Source organism: Kitasatospora sp. CB02891 (assembly GCF_002803145.1).
Lineage (GTDB): Bacteria > Actinomycetota > Actinomycetes > Streptomycetales > Streptomycetaceae > Kitasatospora > Kitasatospora griseola.
The window spans coordinates 67,297-85,288 of sequence record NZ_NNBO01000016.1 but is presented as its reverse complement, the minus strand read 5'-3'; the positions used below and the strand labels follow the sequence as shown (position 1 = coordinate 85,288).

The following is a 17,992-nucleotide window of genomic DNA, read 5'->3' as shown; positions in this document are numbered from 1 at the left end:
GCACCACATGGCCGAGCCCGTGCCCGTCACCATTGGAAAGCGCCCGGCTCCCGTGCACACCGTCGCGGTGTACGCCTTCGCGGGCATGGCCCCGTTCGAACTCGGCGTGGTGGTCGAGGTGTTCGCCCTCGCCCGCCCCGAGCTCGCCGGCCTGCTGGCCGCCCCCTGGTACGACGTGCGGGTGTGCGCGGAGCGGCCCGGACACCCGCTGGAGGCGGTCGGCGGATTCACCCTGACGCCCCGGCACGGCCTGGAGGAACTCGCCGCCGCCGACACCGCCGTGGTGGTCGGGGTGCCCGACCCGTACGGCCAGGTGCCGCCCGCCGTGGTCGCCGCGCTGCGCACCGCGCACGCCCGCGGCGCCCGGGTGGTGTCGATCTGCTCCGGCGCCTTCGCGCTGGCCGCCGCCGGCCTGCTCGACGGCCTGCCCGCCACCACGCACTGGCGGTGGGCCGAGGAGCTGCGCCGCCGCCACCCGCACGTCCGGGTCGACCCGGACGTGCTGTACGTGGACAACGGCCAGGTGCTGACCAGCGCGGGCAGCGCCGCCGGCATCGACCTGTGCCTGCACCTGGTCCGGCAGGACCACGGCGCCAAGGTCGCCAACACCGTCGCCCGCCGCTTCGTCGCCCCGCCGCACCGGGACGGCGGACAGGCCCAGTACGTCGAGGCGGCGGTGCGCCCGGTGGACGAGCCCGAGGACGGGGTGGCCCGGTCGATGCGCTGGGCGCTGGACCACCTCGCCCGGCCGCTGACCGTGCCGCTGCTGGCCCGGGCGGCCGCCATGTCCGACCGCTCGTACCTGCGGCACTTCACCGCCCGCAACGGGGTCAGCCCGATGCGCTGGGTGGCGATCCAGCGGATCGCGGCCAGCCTGCCGCTGCTGGAGTCGCCGGAAGGCAGTGTCGAGGAGATCGCGGCGGCGGTCGGCTTCGAGTCGGCGGCGACGTTCCGCCACCACTTCGGCCGCACCATGCGCACCTCGCCCACCGCCTACCGGCGCACCTTCGGCCGGGCCGCATGACGCTGCGTCAGAACCGCTCCTGCCGGTCCGCGTTGGCGTGGACCGCGTCCCGCAGCCACCCGGCGAGGCCCGGGGCGAGCTGCTCGTAGGTGGCGGTGAACCGCGGGTCGGCGACGTACATGTCGCCGAGGCAGCGGTGCATCTGCGGGGCGCACTCGTAGAAGTTCAGGCCGATGTGGTTCCGGTGCTGCTCGGCGGCGTCCATCGCCTCCGGGCTGTCGGGGGCCGCGCCGGCCGTGAACGCCGCCACCAGGGCGTCGTTCACGGCGTCCGTCTCCTCCTTGATCCGCTCCCAGTCCGCCTTGGTGTACTTCGCGGTCCGCTGCTGGGACTGCTTCCAGGCGTCGGTGTCGCCCCAGCGCTGCTCGGCCTCGTCCTCCCAGCTCTCCTGGTAGTCCTTGCCGAACACCTCGAACTTCTCCTCCGGGGTCAGCTGAATGCCCAACGTCCTTGCCTCCATCGCTCGTTCGACTGCCGCGGCGAGGTTCTCCAACTTCCTGATCCGGTCGCCGATCAGCTCGCGCTGCCGGCGCAGGTGCTCGGTCGGGCTGACCGAGCGGTCGTCCAGGATCGCCGCGATCTCCTCCAGCGGGAAGCCGAGTTCGCGATAGAACAGGATCTGCTGCAGCCGGTCCAGCTCGGCGTCGTCGTACCGCCGGTAGCCGGCCGGGGTGCGTCCGCCGGGCGACAGCAGCCCGATCTCGTCGTAGTGGTGCAGGGCGCGCACCGTCACTCCGGCGAGCCGGGCGAGCTGCCCGACGGTGTACCCGCTCATCGCGTCGCCTCCTTTCCTTCCCGCTGCGCACCAGCCTCCGGCCTCACGCCGCGTGAGGGTCAAGCCGGCCCGGCCGCACGGTTATTCGGACGCGCCGTAGCGGATCAGGTAGTCGGCGAACCGGTCCAGGTCCTCGTCGTCCCAGGAGGTGAAGCGGTCGGTGAAGGCCCGCCGGCGCTGCTCGTACGCCTCCGCCAGCAGCTGCTCGCCCGCGTCGGTCAGGTGCAGCAACTGCCCGCGCTGGTCGTCCGGATCGGCCTGGCGGCCCAGCAGCCCGAGCCGCTCCAGCGCGCCGACCTGCCGGCTGACGGTGGACTTGTCGAGCATGAAGTGCGCCGCCAGGTCCGCGGCCCGGCAGGACCCGCGCTCCTTGACCAGGTCGAGCATGCTGTACGTGACCAGCGAGAGCTCGGGGTGCAGCTGGGCTGCCTTGTGGCGGGCCCGGCGGGCGAACGCGGTGAGCTCGCGCTGAATGGTCTCCAGCGCGGCGTCGCGGTCGGGCATGGCAGTGGCTCCTTCGTCGTGCGGTGTTGCGACCCACGGTAGGGGCAGCAGTCCTCAGACGCCGACCGCCTCCTCCATCTCCTCGTCCGCCGGCTCCCCGGCGTCCGGGCCGGGGGCCGCGGCGAGGGCCCGGGCGCGCTCGGTGCGGGCGGCCAGGACGAGCAGCGCCGCACCGGCCGCGAGCCAGCCGAACAGGGTGGCGACGTGGCCGCCGAGCCCGGCCCGGCCGCCGAAGTGGACGTGGTCGCGGACGCCCTCCAGGAAGCCTGCGCCGTTCCAGAAGGAGTGCAGGGCGCCGTAGAAGCCGTTCTGCAGCTCGGGCTGGAAGATGCCGCCGGAGCTGGTGAAGTTGAGCATCACGAACAGCACCATCATGGTCAGCGTGGTCCACCGGCCGAGGAAGGTGTGCAGGGCGGTGCCGATCGCGATGATGCCCGCCGAGTACAGCCAGCTCATGGCCCAGAGGCCGAACAGGCCGTGGTCGACCAGGTGGAACACCGGCCCGGCCAGCGCCGCGCCGAGCAGGCTGACCACCAGCGCCACTCCGAGGCCGAGCAGCGCCCGGGCCCGCATCGCCAGCGCCGCACCGGCCGCGCCGAGCACCGCGACCGAGCCGTAGGAGCCGATGCTCAACGCCACCAGCAGGAAGAACAGGCCCTGCCCGGTCGGGTCGCCGGCCGGCAGCAAAGTCAGCTCCTGGACGGCCAACGGCTTGCCCTGCTGGGCGGCGACCGTGGTGAACACTTTCTCGGCGGCGCTCGCCGAGGTCTCCGAGTTCGCGGTGGCCACCAGCAGGGTCGGCGCGTCGCCGCCCGGCACGTACGCGGCGACCAGCTCCCGGTCGAGCAGCCGGGTGCGGGCCGCGTCGGGGTCGGCGACGGTGGTGACGTCCAGCCTGTCGCCGGCCTTGTCCTGGAGCGTCTGCGCCAGCGCCCCGGCCTGCGGGCCCTGGCCGACCACGGCGACCGGCAGCCGGTGCGGGGCGGGGGCGTGGAAGGCGGAAAGGTACGCGACGCCCATGCCGAGGCACATCAGCAGCGGGGTGACCAGGTGGGTGAGGACGTGCCGCAGGGCGGGGCGGGACACCGCTGGCAGCGAGGACATCTCTGACTCCATGGTTGATAAATACAACTAATATCTAGTTGCACTTTACAACGCACAAATGCTTCGCATCCAGACTCCCGCCCGCCCCGTGACACAGCTCACCCGCCTACAGCAGGTCGTCCAGCTCCCGCAGCAGTCGGGCCTTGGCGCGGGCCCCGACCATCGAGCGCACCGGCTCGCCGCCCCGGAACACCATCAGGGTCGGCATCGACAGCACGCCGTACGCGGCCTGGGTCTCCGGGTTCCGGTCCACGTCCAGCGCGACGACCTTCAGCCGGCCCGCCTGCTCCGCCGCCACCTCGACCAGCACCGGCGCCAACTGGCGGCACGGCGGGCACCAGTCGGCGGTGAACTCCACCAGCACCGGGCCCTCCGCCCCCAGCACCTCGCTCGCGAAGTCCTGATCGGTCACTTCCTGTACGCCGCTCATCGGGTCCCCTCTCCTCGTTCGATCGTTCGGTCGTCCGTGCGGGCCAGCTCGCAGCGCGGCTCCCGGTCCGCCGCGGCCAGCGCGTCGCGCGCCGCCTCGGCCTGCGTCAGCTGGGCCGCCACCTGCTCCCGGACCTCCGTCAACCGGGCCACCATGGCGTCCAGTTCGGCCAGCTTCGCCCGGTACACCTCCAGCGAGGCCGGGCAGGAGTCGCCGGCCGGATGGCCGGCCTGCAGGCACTCCACGAACGGCCGGGTCTCCTCCAGCTCGAACCCGAAGTCCTGCAGCACCCGGATCTGCCGCAGCAGCCGCAGATCCTCCTCGTCGTACGCCCGGTACCCGTTGCCGCCGCGCCGCGCGGGCAGCAGCCCCCGCGACTCGTAGTACCGCAGCGCCCTGGTGGTGGTCCCCGCCCGCTGAGCCAGCTCGCCGATCCGCATGGCCACGACGCTAGACCTTCACCCCGGCGTCAACGCCAGGGGCGGTCCCGGGCGGCCCCGGTCCGCAGAATGGCCGGAAAGCGCTTGCCAAGATCCTCTACCCTCGCCTGATGACCGACCTGAACAAGGCCCTGCTCGCGGCCTACGACGAGCACCTGCGCGGCCTCGGCCCCGTCCGCGACGGCGAGATCCGGGACACCGACGGCCCGCTGCTGCGCAAGTGCGGCGGCTTCCGCGGCTTCCTCACCTCGCCCGCCGCCGACCTCGGCCTGCGCGGCGCCGAACTCGACGACCTGATCGCCCGCCAGCGCGACTTCTTCGCCGCCCGCAGCGAGTCCGTCGAGTGGAAGACCCGCGGCCACGACCTGCCCGCCGACCTGCCGGAGCGGCTGACCGCGGCCGGCTTCGTCGCCGAGGACCCGGAGACCGTCCTGGTCGGCCTGGCCGCCGAACTCGCCACCCCGACCCCCGCCCCCGAGGGCATCACGCTGCGCCGGGTCACCGCCCGCACCGACATGCGGCGGATCGCCGCACTACAGACCGAGGTCTGGGGCGAGGACTGGAGCTGGCTGGTCGGCGACCTGACCGAGAACGCCGCCGCCGACCCCGAGGGCTTCCTGGTGGTGGTCGCCGAGACCGACACCCCCACCCCCGAGGTGGTCTCCGCCGCCTGGCTGACCCGCACCCCCGGCACCGAGTTCGCCGGCCTGTGGGGCGGCTCCACCCTCGCCGCCTGGCGCGGCCGCGGCATCTACCGCTCGCTGGTCGCCCACCGCGCCCGCTGGGCCGTCGAACGCGGCATCCGCTACCTCCAGGTGGACGCCTCCCCCGACAGCACCCCGATCCTGCGCCGCCTCGGCATGCACGCCGTCACCACCACCACGCCGTACGTGTGGACCCCGCCCGCCTCCTGAGAATCTCTCGAAGACTCCGCTCCGCCGTGTCGAGAAGCCGCTCCCCGGCTCCGACCACCGGACGCAAGCACCCGACGAGCACAGAGGACGTGGTCCCCGTGAAGTACCTGCTGATGACGTACGGCAACCAGGAGAAGTGGGCGTCCGTCTCGGCCGAGGAGTGGCCGGAGGCGATCGCCCGGCAGGACGCGTTCAACCACCGCTACCGGGAGACCGGGGAGCTGATCGGCGCGTACGGCCTGGGCGACGCGGCCGCCAGCCGGCTGGTGCGCCGCCAGGACGGGCTGCCCGCGGTGAGCGACGGCCCGTACCTGGAGACCAAGGAGTACATGGCCAGCTTCTACCTGCTGGACTGCGAGAGCGAGCAGCGGGCGCTGGAGATCGCCGCCGACATGCCGTGGGCGGACCAGGAGCCGGTGGAGCTGTGGCCGATCCTGCACGAGACGCCGATGGGGGACTGAGCCGCGTGGACGACCGGACGGCCGCCGACCAGGACCTGCTGCGCACCCTCGCACCTCAGGTCCTGGCGGCGCTGCTCCGCCGCCACCCCGGCGCGTTCGACAGCTGCGAGGACGCGGTGCAGGAGGCGCTGCTGGCGGCCGCGGTGCAGTGGCCGCAGCAGGGCCGGCCGGAGAACCCGCGCGGCTGGCTGGTCACCGTGGCCTCGCGCCGGCTGGTGGACCTGGTGCGCGCCGACCGGGCCCGGCGCGAGCGCGAGGAGCGGCTGTTCCTGGCGACGCCGCAGTCGGAGCTGCTCGACCGGGCCGCCGACGCCGGCCCCGAGGCCGACCGGGACGACTCGCTGACGCTGCTGTTCCTGTGCTGCCACCCGGCGCTGACCTCGCCCAGCCGGATCGCGCTGACGCTGCGCGCGGTCGGCGGTCTGAGCACGGCGCAGATCGCGGCGGCGTTCCTGGTGCCGGAGGCGACGATGGCGCAGCGGATCAGCCGGGCGAAGCAGACCATCCGCTCGTCGGGGCTGCGGTTCGTACGGCCGGAGCCGGGCGAGCAGGCGGAGCGGCTGCGCGAGGTGCTGCAGGTGCTGTACCTGGTGTTCAACGAGGGCTACACGGCCACCTCCGGCGAGGACCTGACGACCCCTCGGCTGTCCGACGAGGCGATCCGGCTGACCAGGCTGCTGCACCGGCTGCTGCCCGAGGACGCGGAGGTGATGGGACTGCTGGGGCTGATGCTGCTCACCGACGCCCGGCGGCCCTCCCGGACGGGCCCGGCCGGGGAGCTGGTGCCGCTGGCCGAGCAGGACCGGACGTGCTGGGACGCGGCGGCGATCGCCGAGGGCGTGGCGCTGGTGGAGCGGGCGCTGCCGCACGGCCGGGTGGGGCCGTACCAGTTGCAGGCGGCGATCGCGGCGCTGCACGACGAGGCGCCGGACGTGGCGACCACGGACTGGCCGCAGATCCTGGCGCTGTACGACCTGCTGGTGCGGGTGGCGCCCGGTCCGATGCCGGAGCTGGGCCGGGTGGTGGCGCTCGCGGAGGTGCACGGCGCGGAGCTCGCGCTGAAGGAACTCCACGCGCTGGAGCCGGCGTTGGGCCGGCACCACCGCTTCCTGGCGGTTCGGGCCGAGCTGCTGGCCCGCACCGGCGAGGCGGCTTCGGCGGCGGAGACGTTCCGCCGGGCGTCCGCGCTGGCGCCGAGCCTGCCGGAGCGGCGTTTCCTGGCGGAACGGGCCCGGACGGTCGGCTAGGGCCTGCCGACCGCGGCGGCCACCGCGGCGTCGACGGCTCCGTACAGTTCGGAGCGCAGGCCGAGCCGGCTGGCGCGGATCTCGACGGCCTCGGCGACGGCGGGCTGCGCGTAGCGGTCGACGGACTCCCGGATGCCGTTGATCAACGGTGCTCCGGCCAGGCCGAGTTCGCCGCCGATCACGATGGCGGCGGGGTTGAGGCAGTTGACCAGGTCGGCGAGGACGCGTCCGATGGTGCGGCCGGCTTCGCCGATGACGCGGGCGGCGGCGGGGGTGCCGGCGAGTTCGCCGAGCGGCGGCAGGTCGACGGCGTCGTCGGGGCGGGCGCCGGGGGCGAGCACGTGGGCCAGTCGGCGGCGGACCTCGACGATGGAGGCGACGGACTCCAGGCAGCCGCGGTTGCCGCAGCGGCACCAGGTGCCGGTGTCGGGGAGCTGGATGTGGCCGATCTCGCCGGAGATGCCGCTGGCGCCGCGGTAGATGCGGCCGTCGAGCAGCAAGCCGGCGCCGATGCCGGTGGAGGCCTTGACGTAGATCAGGTCGTTGACGGCGTGTCCGCCGCTGTGGGCGCGTTCGCCGCGGGCGCCCATCTCGGCGTCGTTGCCGACGGTGACGGGACGGTCGAAGAGCCGGCCGAGTTCGGCGGCCGGGTCCATGCCGATCCACTGGGAGAGGGTGGAGGGCGCGCGGACCACGTTGGTGCGGGTGTCGAGGGCGCCGGGGATGCCGGCGGCGACGGCGGTGATCGCGTCCAGCGGGTGCCCGGCGGCGGCGAGGGCCCGGTCGGCGAGGGTGCGGGCGGCGGCCAGGACCTCGCGGGGGTGGTTGTCGACGTCGAGGTGGGCGGTGGCCTCGCCGAGCACGGCGCCGGTGGTGTCGGCGACGGCGGCGGTGACGTGGGTGTGCCCGAAGTCGAACGCGAGGACCAGGGCGTGGGCGCGACGCAGGGTGACGGCGGCGGCGCGGCGGCCGCGTCCGGTGGCGGTGGCGGCGGTGGTCTCGCCGGCGAGCCCTTCGTCGATCAGGTCGGTGACGGCGCTGCTGACGGCCGAACGGGAGAGCCCGGTGAGCCGGCTGATCTCGGCGCGGCTGAGCGTGCCGTGTTCGCCGAGGACGGCGAGCAGGGTGGCCCGGGTGCGCAGGCGGCGGGCCGAGGGGGCCGGGTGGGCGGGGGCGGTCATGCTGGGAACGGTAGCGGACAGCGACCGGATATACACCGTTGAACGGATTATTTACTGAATGACTTGTCCTCTTGACGGAGGAATTGGCCTATACCTATGGTCGAAGTCGGCTCCCTGTCACCCAGGAGAGCAGCAGCACCTCATGTGCGGGAGAGGAAGGCCGATGGACGCCCCCCAGAGCCGGCACCGCTGGTGCGTCGAGATCCCGCACGCCAACGAGATCCGCGCCGGCCGCCACCTGTTCATCGTGGACGCCCCCGCCGAGGACGACGCCCGCCGCGCCGCCATCGAACGCGCCGAGTCGGTCGAGGCCCGCCGCCACCGCCGCGGCGCCACCCTGGACCTCGCCCGGGCCACCGTGGTCCACCTGGCGCTGCTGCGCGTGCACTGACCCCCCGCTTCCCGATCCCCCGACGGCCGCCCGCCGTCGGGGGATCGTGCGTTTCCGCCGGGGTGTGACTTCACTGGACCGAATTTGTATGCTTCGCTGAACCTCTACAGCTTTGTAGAAGTTCGGGTCGGCGCACCGTCGGCCACAACGGGGAAGGGTGCGTCATGTCTGCACGCAGGGCGGGGGGCCGCGGCACCGGATCCGGGCGCGGCCGCAGGATCCGTCGGATCGCCCTGTGGAGCACCGCCGGCGTCGTCGCGCTCGCCGTCACCGCGGGCGGCCTGGTCTACTACCGGCTCAACGGCAACCTGAGCACCTTCGACTCCTCCGGCATCAGCAAGGACCGTCCGGACGCGGCCAGCGCCGACGCCCAGGGCCGGGTCCCGGTCAACCTGCTGCTGATCGGCTCCGACTCGCGCTCCGGCAGCAACAAGGACCTCGGCGGCGGCGAGGAGGGCGGCGCCCGCTCGGACACCGCGATCCTGCTGCACGTCTACGCCGACCACAAGCACGCCGTCGGCGTCTCCATCCCGCGCGACTCGCTGGTCGCCGTCCCGCCCTGCCTGCTGCCGAACAAGACCTGGACCAAGCCGCAGGCCAGCGCCATGTTCAACAGCGCCTTCTCGGTCGGCGACAGCGAGCAGGGCAACCCGGCCTGCACCCAGAACACCGTGGAGAAGCTCACCGGGCTGCGCGTCGACCACACCATGGTGATCAACTTCCAGGGCTTCTCCGACATGACCTCCGCCGTCGGCGGCGTCGACGTCTGTCTGCCCAAGCCGGTCTACGAGGGCGACCTCAACCCGAACCTCGGGCACCGCGGCAAGCTGCTCTTCAACCAGGGCCACCAGAAGATCTCCGGCCAGGCCGCCCTCGACTACGTCCGGATCCGGCACGGCCTCGGCGACGGCTCCGACATCGGGCGCACCAAGCGCCAACAGGCCTTCCTCTCCTCGCTGATCAAGCAGGTCAAGGCGGAGGGCATGAACCCCGTCGCGCTGCTGCCGCTGGCCGATGCCGTCACCAAGTCGCTCACCGTCGACGAGGGCCTCGGCTCGGCGCAGAAGCTCGTCGACTTCGCGATGTCGCTCAAGGACATCGACCTGCACGACATCAAGTTCCTCACCGTGCCCTGGCGTTACCAGGGCGAGCGGGTCGCCCTGGTGCACCCCGACACCGACCAGCTGTGGGCGGCCCTGAAGGCCGACCGCACCCTGGACGGGCAGGACGCCTCGGCCGGGGCGAGCGCCCCCGCCACCGAGAGCCCGAGCCCCGGCCCGACCACCGCACCGGTCAAGGTCAACGGGGCCGGCATCCGGGTCTCCGTCTACAACGGCACCGACACCTCCGGGCTGACCTCCAGGGCCGCCGAGGCGCTGGAGGGCTCCGGCTTCACCGTCACCGGCCGGGCCAACGCCTCCTCCCGCACCCACGCCACCACCCTCGTCGAGTACGGGCCGGGCGAGAAGGCCAAGGCCGAGAAGGTCGCCGAGCTGTTCCCCGGCGCCACCCTGCAGGCCGGCAGCCACGCCGGCATCGCCGTCACCCTCGGCGCCGACTACGCGGCGGGCAACGGCACCACCGCCGCCCCGCCGCTGCCCACCGGCCCGCTGCCCACCAGCGTCAGCCAGGCCCGCTCCGCCGCCGACGACGCCTGCTCCGACCTCACCTACGGCTGACCGGCACTCGACCTCCACGGGGGACAGCAGCGATGGACCCGCTCACCGGCCACGGCCCCACCCAGCAGGACCGCGCCGACTTCGAGTACGCCCTCGGCCGGGCGCTCGCCGACCCGGCGGTGCGCGCCGCACTGGCCGACGACACCGCGCGGGCCGCCCGGCTGCGGACCCTGGCCCGGCAGCGCACCGCGGAGATCCTGGCCGCCGCCGAACCCGAGTACCTGGCCTACAGCCGGCTCCGGGGCACCGCGGCGGACGCACCGGGCCCCGCCGCCGAACCCGGCGAGCGGCTGTCCGGCTGGTTCGGCGCGCTGGCCCTGGTGGTGCCGATCGTGATGGGCAGCGCCGCCGCCGTGTTCTTCCTGCTCGGCGCCGTCATCGGCCTGTCCGGCCCGCACGCCGCCTCCGCCGACGTGCTGCGCACCGCCGCCTGGAGCACCGTCGCGGCCGCCGTCGCCAGCGCCCTGATCGGCCTGCTCGGTCTGCTGTTCAGCGCCGCCCGCCAGCGGGCCGTGCCCGGCGAGGAGCCGCAGCACGCCCAGGACCTGGCCGCCGCCCGCACCGCCTGGCGCACCACGCTGCTCCACCGCGGCCTGATTCCCTTCCTGCTGGCCGACCTGCGCACCGCCGACCCCGGCCACTGAGAACCGCCGACCGCTCCGGCCCGGGGCGGGCTTCCGCGCGGGCTCGGCGCGGGCTCGGCGCGGGCTCGGCGCGGGCTCGGCGCGGGCGATATGGAGGTGATAACGCGGTGATGACGTGCCCTTCTAGGGTCGGCCCGTAGGCGGTCCCGGAGTGGGACCGCACCGGGCAGGGAAGAGGGCGACGCCATGGAGTTCCGGATGCTCGGTCCGGTCCACCTGCTGGCCGACGGCCGGGAGGACACGCTGAGCGGCACCAAGCAGCGGACGATGTTCGCCACGCTGGTGCTGGCCGCCGGTCGGGGGGTCTCGGACGAGCACCTCGGGCGGATGCTCTGGGACGAGCGCCCGCCCGGCACTGCCCCCGCGCAGCTCCACACCTACGCCTCGCGGCTCCGGCGCCGGCTCGGCCCGGACGTGCAGCTGATGCGGATCCGATCGGGGTACCGGCTGTTCGCCGAGCACGTGCCCTGCGACCTGACCCGGTTCACCGATCTGTCGGGCGGCGGCTTCCGGGCGCTGCGCGAGCAGCGCTTCGAGGCGGCGGCCGACCTGCTGCGGGCGGCGCTGGAGTGCTGGAACGGCGAGGCGCTGGCGGATGTGACGGACCATCTGGCGGCCGCGGAGCGCCCGCGGCTGGAGGAGGCCCGGCTGGCGGCCCTGGAGGCCCGGATCGAGGCGGACCTGATCACCGGCCGGCACCGTCGGCTGATCTCCGAGCTGACCGGCCTGGTCGCCCGGTACCCGATGCGGGAGCGGTTCCGGGCGCTGCTGATGACGGCGCTGTCCCGCTCGGAGCGGCAGGCCGAGGCGATGTCGCTCTACCTGGACGGTCGGCGGCTGCTCGCGGACGAGCTCGGCGTCGAACCGGGCCGGCTGCTGGTGCGGACGTACCAGGCGATCCTGAGCGGCGAGGCGCGGACCGTCATGCCGCCTCGGCCTGCGCACTGATCTCGTCGACGGTGCGGAGGGTGAGCAGCCGGGCCCCGGCGCCGAGCGCGATGGCCAGCAACTCCTCGGCCGGGTAAGGGTCGAGGACCGGGGGCGGCTCCAGCAGCAGTCGGTGCAGGCGGACCAGCAGGGCGCGCAGGGCGGTGCGCAGCCACAGCGGTCCGACCGCCACGCCGGCCGCCCACAGGGTGAGGCAGGCCGTCGCGGCGTACAGGGTCTCGTAGGCGGCGGCCAGTTCGCGCCCCGTCGAACTGCCGGCCGGTTCGGTCGGCAGTTCGGCCATCCGCCGGTGCAGCTCGTCACCGGCGACCAGCAGCGACTTGGCCAGGCCCTGCACCTCGGCGCCGGCGGCGTCGAGCGCATCACCGCCGACCAGTCGGGGCAGCGCCTGGACGGGGCTGCAGCCGCCCCGGGGGCGGGCGCCGGGCCCCGGGGCGTCCACCGTCGCGGGCAGCGGCGCGCCCAGCCGGACGGCCTCGGCGAGCCCCGCCCCGTCCACCGCCTCGGAGGCGAACCCGTGCACCAGCCACGGGAATTGGGCGGTCAGCGCGCCGCGCAGGCGTTCCACCCTCGACACCTGGGGGGCGGCCGGGTGGTCCAGCGCGGACGTCGCCTCGGCGACCAGGGCCGGCACCAGGGCCGAGACCACCGTGAGGGTGAGGTCCGCCTCGGCGGGGAGCACGTGCGCGCTGCGGGCCGCCAGCACGGTGGCGGCCTCGGCGGCGCCGAGCAGGGCGGCGGCCCGGCCCAGCGCGTGCGCGCCGGTCGCGCCGACCGTGCCGTCGTGCAGCGCCGCCCGCAGGGCGCGGTCGCCGGCGTCCAGGCTCTGCGCCCAGCCCGTGACGTGCAGCGGGAGCGGGCCGCCGCCGGTGGCGGCCGGGTCGAGGCCGAACAGCGCGTGCAGGCTGCTCGTGGTGCGGGTAGCGGACGGCGGGTCGGCGGGGTGCGGCTCGGCGGCGCTGGTCATCGCCGGCTCCTTCGGGGAACGGGGCAGCTGCGTCCCACTGTGCCCCGGCGGCCTATACGCCGCCGATATCGCCGCCGGGCGCTTCGCCCGCGGCCGGCCCGAGGGCCGACAGCTCCCGTTCCGCCAGCTCCAGATCGCGTTCGGCCCCGCCGGCCCGGAGCAGCTCGGCCGCCCGGTTCAGCCGCTCCCGCGCCTCGTCGGTGCGGCCGAGCGCGGCCGCGGCCCGCCCGAGCGCCACGCCGACCCGGCCCTCCGCGACGACGGTCCGGCACCGGCCGACCAGGTCCAGGGCGATCAGCAGCTCGGCGTGCGCCTCGGCGGCCCGGCCGCGGCGCAGCATCGTCTCGCCCAGGCCGAGCCGGGCGTGGGCGGAACCCAGCAGGTCGCGCCTGGCCATCACGACCCGGAGCACGACCTGGAGTTCACGCTCCGCGTCCGCGAACCGCTCCAGCTCCGACAGCACCCGGGCGTACCGGAAGTGGACCTGGGCGGTGACCCCGGTCTCGCCGATCCGCCGGGCGACCGCCACCGCCTGCTCGGCGTACGTCAGCGCCGCGTCGGGCCGACCGAGGTCCAGCTCGCCCTGCGCCAGGAAGCCGAGCACGTGCGCCTCGCAGGACAGGTCGCCCGCCGCCCGGAACAGTTCGACGGCCTCGGCGAGCCGGGCCCCGGCGGAGGTCGGATCGCCCTGGACGCGGTCCAGCACGGCCAGTGAGCGCACCGCCAGGGCGCGCCCGTGCTCCTCCCCGATCTGTTCGAACAGGGCCTGAGCGCGGAGCAGCGGTTCGGCGGCCGCGGAGACGTACTGGGTGCCGATCCAGCGTTCGCCCAGCGACTCCAGCACGGCGGCCTCGCCGCGCAGGTTCCCGGCCGCCCGGGTCGCGGCCAGCGCGCGGTCGCAGCTGTCCTGCCAGTCGTCGAGGTACTCCCTGGTCCGGAACAGCACGACGGTGCAGCCCAGCAGGTCCCAGGCCAGCTCGTCCAGGCCCAGCCGGGCGGCCTGGTCGATCGCGGCGACCAGTGACAGCCGCTCGGCCTCGAACCACTCCAGCGGGTCGGCCGTCAGCTCCTCCAGCAGCAGGGCGTCCAGTTCGAGGCGCGGGGCGGAGCCGTGGATCAGCGCGAAGTCCCCGCCGTACTCCACCCGGTGGGCGTGCTCGGCGACGGTCAGGTAGCCGCGCAGTGCCCGGTGCAGGCTCTGCGTCCGCTCGTCCTCGCTGTCCTCCGCCGCGGCCCGCTCGCGGGCGAACAGGGCGAGCAGGTTCTGCTGCCGGAAGCGCAGCCGGCCGGTGCCGTCGGTGCCGGTGACCTCCAGCAGTTGGACGTCGACCAGGTGCTCCAGCAGCTGTTCCGCCTCGAACGGGTGGACGTCGACCAGCGCGGCGGCCGTCCAGACGGTGACGTCGGGCGCCTCCAGCAGCGCGAGGCGGCGGTACAGCCGGGCCGCGTCCGGCGCCAACTGGCGGTAGCTGACCGCGAATCCGGCCCGGACCTGCGACTCGCCCTGGCTGAGCTCGTCCAGTCGGCGGCGCTCGTCGGCCAGCCGGGCCACCAGGTGGGGCACGCTCCAGTGCGGCTTCGAGGCCAGCCGGGCTGCGGCGATCCGCAGCGCCAGCGGCAGCCGGTCGCACAGTTCGGCCAGCCGCTCGGCCTGCTCGGGGTCGGCGGCGACCCGGTCCTCGGGCACGATCCGGCCCAGCAGTTCGACGGCCTCGCCCGGTGGCAGCATGCCGAGTTGGACGCGCACCGCGCCGTAACGGAGCATCAGCTGCTCCATCGGCTGGCGGCCGGTGACGATCACGCAGCACTGCCCGGTGCCCGGCAGCAGCGGGTCGACCTGCGCCGCGTCGCGGGCGTTGTCCAGCACCACCAGGGCCCGGCGGCCCGCCAGCAGGCTGCGGTACAGCTCGGTGCGTTCGCCGGTGTCGGCCGGGATCTGCTCGCTGGGCACGCCGAGGGCGCGCAGGAAGCGGCTCAGCACGTCGGCGGCGGTGGTCGGCTCCCGGGTCCCGTCGTGGCCGCACAGGTCGACGTACAGCCGGGCGTCCGGGAACCGGGCGGCGACGCGGTGCGACCAGTGCACGGCGAGGCCGGTCTTGCCGACGCCCGGGACGCCGGTGATCAGGCCGATGCCGGGCGGCTGCTCCTCCGCCCGGCCCTCCAGCAGCCGGTCGAGCGTCGCGGTCTCGGCGGCCCGGCCGGTGAAGGCCGGCACGTTGGGCGGCAGGAAGAACGGCGTCGGGCGGGATCCGGCCGCCGGCGCGGGCGGCAGCGGGATCGCCGGGAGCGGCGCCGGCGGTGGGCCGTCCTCGGGCGGGGCGAGCGCGGGGTCGTCGCGCAGGATCGCGTCGTGCAGTTGGAGCAGCGCGGCGCCCGGTTCCAGGCCGAGTTCCTCGACGGACTGCCGGCGGCCCTCGCGGAAGGTCTCCAGCGCCTCCGCCCGCCGTCCGGCCAGGTACTGGGCCCGCATCAGGATGTGCCGGGCGCGCTCGCGCAGCGGCTGCTCGCGGACCGCCGCCGCCAGCGACCCGATCACCTCCAGGTTCCGTCCGAGGGCGAGGTTGAGTTCGGCGAGCGCCTCCTGGCAGCACATCCGCACCTCCTCCAGGCGTGCGGTCTCGTCCTCGACCTGCCGCCCGGTGACGCCCTCCAGCACGGGCCCGCGCCACAGTTCGAGCGCGCGTTCGTAGCAGGCGGCGGCCTCGGCCGTCCGCCCGCCGCCGACCGCCTGCTCGGCCCGCTGGACGAGGTCCTGCAGGACCAGCAGGTCGATCCGGTGGCCGGCCGAGTTGAGCTGGTACCCGGGGTGGACGGTGGTGATCAGGCCGTCGCCGCAGCCCTCCGCCCGGAAGACCTTGCGCAGGCCCGCGACGCAGATCGCCACCTGGGTGCGGGCGGTGGCCGGCGGGACGCCCTGCCAGACCGCCTCGACCATCGCGTCCACCGAGACCACGGAGTCCGGGGACAGCAGCAGCAGGGCGAGGATGGTGCGCTGGCGCGGACCGCCGACGGCCGTGCGCCGGCCGTCGGCGGTGACCGACAGCGGGCCGAGCAGGCCGAATTCGATCCGCGCGTCCAACCGATCCCCCGTTCGCCGGACGCCTCTCCCCGGTACGGGCGCCTGTGCCGGGGAGCTTCACCCCTCCCCCTGCACTTGATCACAGTACCGGCGCGCTTCCCGTCCGCCGCGTCCGGCCGCTCGCGCGGTCCAACGGCCGGAGCCGCGGCCAAGGTCGGGCCGGGACCGGGGCGGCGACCGGCGGGCGCGCCGACGCCCGGGCCGGCTCAGGCGCGGTCGGGGACCCGGGTCAGGCGCGGTCGGGGACCCGGGTCAGGGTGCGGATCGGGCGGGTCAGCAGCAGGGCGGTGGCGGTCAGGGTGGCGACGACGAGGCCGGCGAGCAGGACGGGGGTGCTGCCGAAGGCGTGCACGGCGGGGCCCGCCAGGGCGCTGCCGAGCGGGTAGAGGCCGACGGAGCCCGCCACTTCGTACGCGTGGACGCGGTTGAGGACCTCGCCGGGGACCTGGGTCTGCACGCTGGTCGCCCACATGACGCCCCAGATGCCGATGCCCGCGCCGACCAGGACCTGGGTGGCGGCGAGCAGCCAGACCGGGGCGTCGAGGACCAGGGCGAGGGGGTAGAGCGGGTAGGCGAACATGGCGACGGCGCCGGCGGCGAGCGGCCGGGCGGGCTTGTACCGGATGGCGATCAGCCCGCCGGCCACGGTGCCCGCGCCGAGCGCGCAGTTGACCAGGCCGAACGCGGTGGCGCCGTGCCGGGGGACGATCAGGCCGGCGGCCAGGGAGAGCTGCGGGCCCCAGGCGAGCACGGCGTAGACCATCCAGATCACGATCACGCCCCAGAGCCAGCTGCGGGCGCGGAACTCGTGCCAGCCGACCACCAGGTTGCGCCACAGCCCGTCGCCGGCCGGCGGGGCGGGCACCCGGCCGAGGCGCAGCGCGAACAGGCAGCTCGCACTGGTCGCGTAGGCGAGGGCGGAGATCGCCATCACCCAGCCGGTGGAGCCGAATCCGACCAGCACGCCGGCCAGCGCGGGCCCGCCCAGCCCGGTGATCGCCTCGGAGGTGCGCAGCACCCCGTTGGCGCCCTGCACGTCCCGGGCGATCAGCGGGACGGTGGACGAAGCGCCGGGCTGGAACAGGGCGTTGGCGGTGCCGGCCACCGCCAGCAGGGCGTACAGCTGCCACAGGTGGTCGATGCCGTGCAGGAAGAGGACGGCGAGCAGGACGTGCGCGGTGAGGTTGGCCAGGTCGGCGACGATCATCATCCGGCGGGCGGTGAACCGGTCGGCGAGCACCCCGCCGAACAGCACCAGGCCGGCGAACGGGCCGACCAGGAAGGCCATCGCGTAGCCGGCGGTGGCCAGGCCGTGGCCGCTGTCGATCAGGCCGGCCGAGACGGCGACCGGGAGCATCGCCCAGCTGAGCAGGCCCGCGCTGCGGGCGGTGAACCAGTAGCGGAAGTTGCGGGACCAGATCGCCGGTTCGGCGGGCCGGTCGAGGGCCGGCGCGGGGGCTTCGGCCAGGCGTTCGAACACGGGTGGTTCAGTCCTTCGGGTCGGTGCGGACGGCGGCGAGTTCCACGCGCAGCGCGGCGTTCTCCGTCTCCAGCCGGGCGAGGCGCTCGCGGACCGGAGCGAGCGCCCGGTCGAGTTCGTCCTGGCTGAAGCGCGGGGTGATGTGGTTGGGGCAGTTCCAGGCGAACGCCTCCACCCGGACGGTGACGACCTGTTCGACCCGCCCGTCGGTGCGCGGGGAGTCGAGGCGGGCGACCAGCTCCGGGCACCGGTCGGCGGGGACGGCGGTGGCCCGGCCGAACAGCTTGAGCCGGGCCTGCCGGGCGTGGTCGAGGAAGAACAGCGACACCCGGTCGTCGGCGCGCAGGTTGCCGGTGGTCAGGTACTGCCGGTTGCCGCGGACGTCCAGGTAGCCGAGGGTGTGCTCGTCCAGCACGTGGACGAAGCCCGGCGGGCCGCCCCGGTACTGGAGGTACGGCCAGCCGTTCTCGTTCACGGTGCCGACCAGGAAGCCGTCGAGACTGCGGATGAACGCGGCGGCGGCGCCGGTGAGCGGCTCGGGCTCCCCGGCGGGCTCCCGCAGTCGGCGGCCGGCCGCGGCCGCGCTGCCCAGCTCCTGCTGGACGCGGTGCACCGCCGGGGTGGACGCCAGCAGGTCGTAGCGGCTCATGCGGGGTCCGGGAGCAGGGGCACGGTGTCACCTCGGGGTGTCGGCGCGGGCGGTGCGCCCACCGTACGGAGGCGG

18 protein-coding genes are annotated in these 17,992 nt (G+C 74.8%); 8 read left to right on the top strand and 10 right to left on the bottom strand.

Going from position 1 to position 17,992, the window contains the following annotated elements:
* Positions 1–7 precede the first annotated feature (7 nt).
* Positions 8–1,024: a helix-turn-helix domain-containing protein gene (locus CG736_RS29275; protein WP_100589157.1), complete on the top strand. Its 1,017-nt coding sequence runs from the start codon at positions 8–10 to the stop codon at positions 1,022–1,024.
* Positions 1,025–1,031: 7 nt separating this feature from the next.
* Here the strand turns inward: CG736_RS29275 and CG736_RS29270 are convergent, their stop codons facing one another.
* The 5 genes from CG736_RS29270 to CG736_RS29250 all read right to left on the bottom strand — a co-directional run bounded on the left by CG736_RS29270 (position 1,032) and on the right by CG736_RS29250 (position 4,277).
* The gene (locus CG736_RS29270) at positions 1,032–1,799 is read right to left on the bottom strand and encodes a MerR family transcriptional regulator (protein WP_100589156.1); all 768 of its coding nucleotides are present in this window, start codon (positions 1,797–1,799) and stop codon (positions 1,032–1,034) included.
* An 81-nt stretch (positions 1,800–1,880) separates the two neighbouring features.
* The gene (locus CG736_RS29265) at positions 1,881–2,303 is read right to left on the bottom strand and encodes a MarR family winged helix-turn-helix transcriptional regulator (RefSeq protein WP_100589155.1); all 423 of its coding nucleotides are present in this window, start codon (positions 2,301–2,303) and stop codon (positions 1,881–1,883) included.
* A gap of 54 nt (positions 2,304–2,357) precedes the next feature.
* Complete coding sequence (locus CG736_RS29260) at positions 2,358–3,419, bottom strand: hypothetical protein (RefSeq protein WP_100589154.1); 1,062 nt, start codon at positions 3,417–3,419, stop codon at positions 2,358–2,360.
* Between the two features lie 94 nt (positions 3,420–3,513).
* Complete coding sequence (locus CG736_RS29255) at positions 3,514–3,837, bottom strand: co-chaperone YbbN (protein WP_100589153.1); 324 nt, start codon at positions 3,835–3,837, stop codon at positions 3,514–3,516.
* Entirely contained in the window at positions 3,834–4,277 is a 444-nt protein-coding gene (locus CG736_RS29250) for a MerR family transcriptional regulator (protein ID WP_100589238.1), read from the bottom strand. Before CG736_RS29250 ends, CG736_RS29255 begins: the two co-directional genes overlap by 4 nt.
* A 110-nt stretch (positions 4,278–4,387) precedes the next feature.
* On the opposite strand from CG736_RS29250, the gene CG736_RS29245 reads away from it, so the two are divergent.
* From CG736_RS29245 to CG736_RS29235, 3 genes are all read left to right on the top strand, one after another.
* Positions 4,388–5,191, top strand: a complete 804-nt coding sequence (locus CG736_RS29245) for a GNAT family N-acetyltransferase (protein ID WP_100589152.1) — start codon at positions 4,388–4,390, stop codon at positions 5,189–5,191.
* Positions 5,192–5,289: 98 nt separating this feature from the next.
* Complete coding sequence (locus CG736_RS29240; protein WP_100589237.1) at positions 5,290–5,652, top strand: YciI family protein; 363 nt, start codon at positions 5,290–5,292, stop codon at positions 5,650–5,652.
* A 5-nt stretch (positions 5,653–5,657) separates the two neighbouring features.
* Entirely contained in the window at positions 5,658–6,899 is a 1,242-nt protein-coding gene (locus CG736_RS29235; protein ID WP_100589151.1) for an RNA polymerase sigma factor, read from the top strand.
* On the opposite strand, the gene CG736_RS29230 is transcribed toward CG736_RS29235, so the two are convergent.
* The gene (locus CG736_RS29230) at positions 6,896–8,080 is read right to left on the bottom strand and encodes an ROK family transcriptional regulator (protein WP_100589150.1); all 1,185 of its coding nucleotides are present in this window, start codon (positions 8,078–8,080) and stop codon (positions 6,896–6,898) included. The genes CG736_RS29235 and CG736_RS29230 overlap by 4 nt on opposite strands.
* Positions 8,081–8,243: 163 nt before the next feature.
* Between CG736_RS29230 and CG736_RS29225 the strand changes: the two genes are divergently transcribed.
* From CG736_RS29225 to CG736_RS29210, 4 genes are all read left to right on the top strand, one after another.
* Positions 8,244–8,471: a hypothetical protein gene (locus CG736_RS29225; protein ID WP_043915261.1), complete on the top strand. Its 228-nt coding sequence runs from the start codon at positions 8,244–8,246 to the stop codon at positions 8,469–8,471.
* Between the two features lie 164 nt (positions 8,472–8,635).
* Entirely contained in the window at positions 8,636–10,150 is a 1,515-nt protein-coding gene (locus CG736_RS29220) for an LCP family protein (protein ID WP_100589149.1), read from the top strand.
* Positions 10,151–10,182: 32 nt separating this feature from the next.
* Positions 10,183–10,794, top strand: coding sequence for a hypothetical protein (locus CG736_RS29215; protein ID WP_100589148.1), 612 nt, complete (start codon positions 10,183–10,185; stop codon positions 10,792–10,794).
* A gap of 198 nt (positions 10,795–10,992) precedes the next feature.
* Entirely contained in the window at positions 10,993–11,742 is a 750-nt protein-coding gene (locus CG736_RS29210; RefSeq protein ID WP_232734257.1) for an AfsR/SARP family transcriptional regulator, read from the top strand.
* On the opposite strand, the gene CG736_RS29205 is transcribed toward CG736_RS29210, so the two are convergent.
* The 4 genes from CG736_RS29205 to CG736_RS29190 all read right to left on the bottom strand — a co-directional run bounded on the left by CG736_RS29205 (position 11,717) and on the right by CG736_RS29190 (position 17,917).
* Entirely contained in the window at positions 11,717–12,709 is a 993-nt protein-coding gene (locus CG736_RS29205) for a hypothetical protein (protein WP_100589146.1), read from the bottom strand. The genes CG736_RS29210 and CG736_RS29205 overlap by 26 nt on opposite strands.
* Positions 12,710–12,761: 52 nt before the next feature.
* Positions 12,762–15,788, bottom strand: coding sequence for an AfsR/SARP family transcriptional regulator (locus tag CG736_RS29200; RefSeq protein WP_100589145.1), 3,027 nt, complete (start codon positions 15,786–15,788; stop codon positions 12,762–12,764).
* A 229-nt stretch (positions 15,789–16,017) separates the two neighbouring features.
* A complete protein-coding gene (locus tag CG736_RS29195) occupies positions 16,018–17,268 on the bottom strand; it encodes an MFS transporter (protein WP_100589144.1) in 1,251 nt (416 codons plus the stop codon).
* Positions 17,269–17,275: 7 nt separating this feature from the next.
* The gene (locus CG736_RS29190; RefSeq protein ID WP_100589143.1) at positions 17,276–17,917 is read right to left on the bottom strand and encodes a pyridoxamine 5'-phosphate oxidase family protein; all 642 of its coding nucleotides are present in this window, start codon (positions 17,915–17,917) and stop codon (positions 17,276–17,278) included.
* Positions 17,918–17,992: the final 75 nt, after the last annotated feature.

Coding starts and splice junctions, on each gene's coding strand:
- CG736_RS29255 (WP_100589153.1), bottom strand. CDS start 3,837: ATGAGCGGCGTACAGGAAGTGACCGATCAGGACTTCGCGAGCGAGGTG.
- CG736_RS29215 (WP_100589148.1), top strand. CDS start 10,183: ATGGACCCGCTCACCGGCCACGGCCCCACCCAGCAGGACCGCGCCGAC.
- CG736_RS29250 (WP_100589238.1), bottom strand. CDS start 4,277: ATGCGGATCGGCGAGCTGGCTCAGCGGGCGGGGACCACCACCAGGGCG.
- CG736_RS29225 (WP_043915261.1), top strand. CDS start 8,244: ATGGACGCCCCCCAGAGCCGGCACCGCTGGTGCGTCGAGATCCCGCAC.
- CG736_RS29230 (WP_100589150.1), bottom strand. CDS start 8,080: ATGACCGCCCCCGCCCACCCGGCCCCCTCGGCCCGCCGCCTGCGCACC.
- CG736_RS29260 (WP_100589154.1), bottom strand. CDS start 3,419: ATGGAGTCAGAGATGTCCTCGCTGCCAGCGGTGTCCCGCCCCGCCCTG.
- CG736_RS29190 (WP_100589143.1), bottom strand. CDS start 17,917: ATGAGCCGCTACGACCTGCTGGCGTCCACCCCGGCGGTGCACCGCGTC.
- CG736_RS29275 (WP_100589157.1), top strand. CDS start 8: ATGGCCGAGCCCGTGCCCGTCACCATTGGAAAGCGCCCGGCTCCCGTG.
- CG736_RS29245 (WP_100589152.1), top strand. CDS start 4,388: ATGACCGACCTGAACAAGGCCCTGCTCGCGGCCTACGACGAGCACCTG.
- CG736_RS29270 (WP_100589156.1), bottom strand. CDS start 1,799: ATGAGCGGGTACACCGTCGGGCAGCTCGCCCGGCTCGCCGGAGTGACG.
- CG736_RS29205 (WP_100589146.1), bottom strand. CDS start 12,709: ATGACCAGCGCCGCCGAGCCGCACCCCGCCGACCCGCCGTCCGCTACC.
- CG736_RS29210 (WP_232734257.1), top strand. CDS start 10,993: ATGCTCGGTCCGGTCCACCTGCTGGCCGACGGCCGGGAGGACACGCTG.
- CG736_RS29220 (WP_100589149.1), top strand. CDS start 8,636: ATGTCTGCACGCAGGGCGGGGGGCCGCGGCACCGGATCCGGGCGCGGC.
- CG736_RS29265 (WP_100589155.1), bottom strand. CDS start 2,303: ATGCCCGACCGCGACGCCGCGCTGGAGACCATTCAGCGCGAGCTCACC.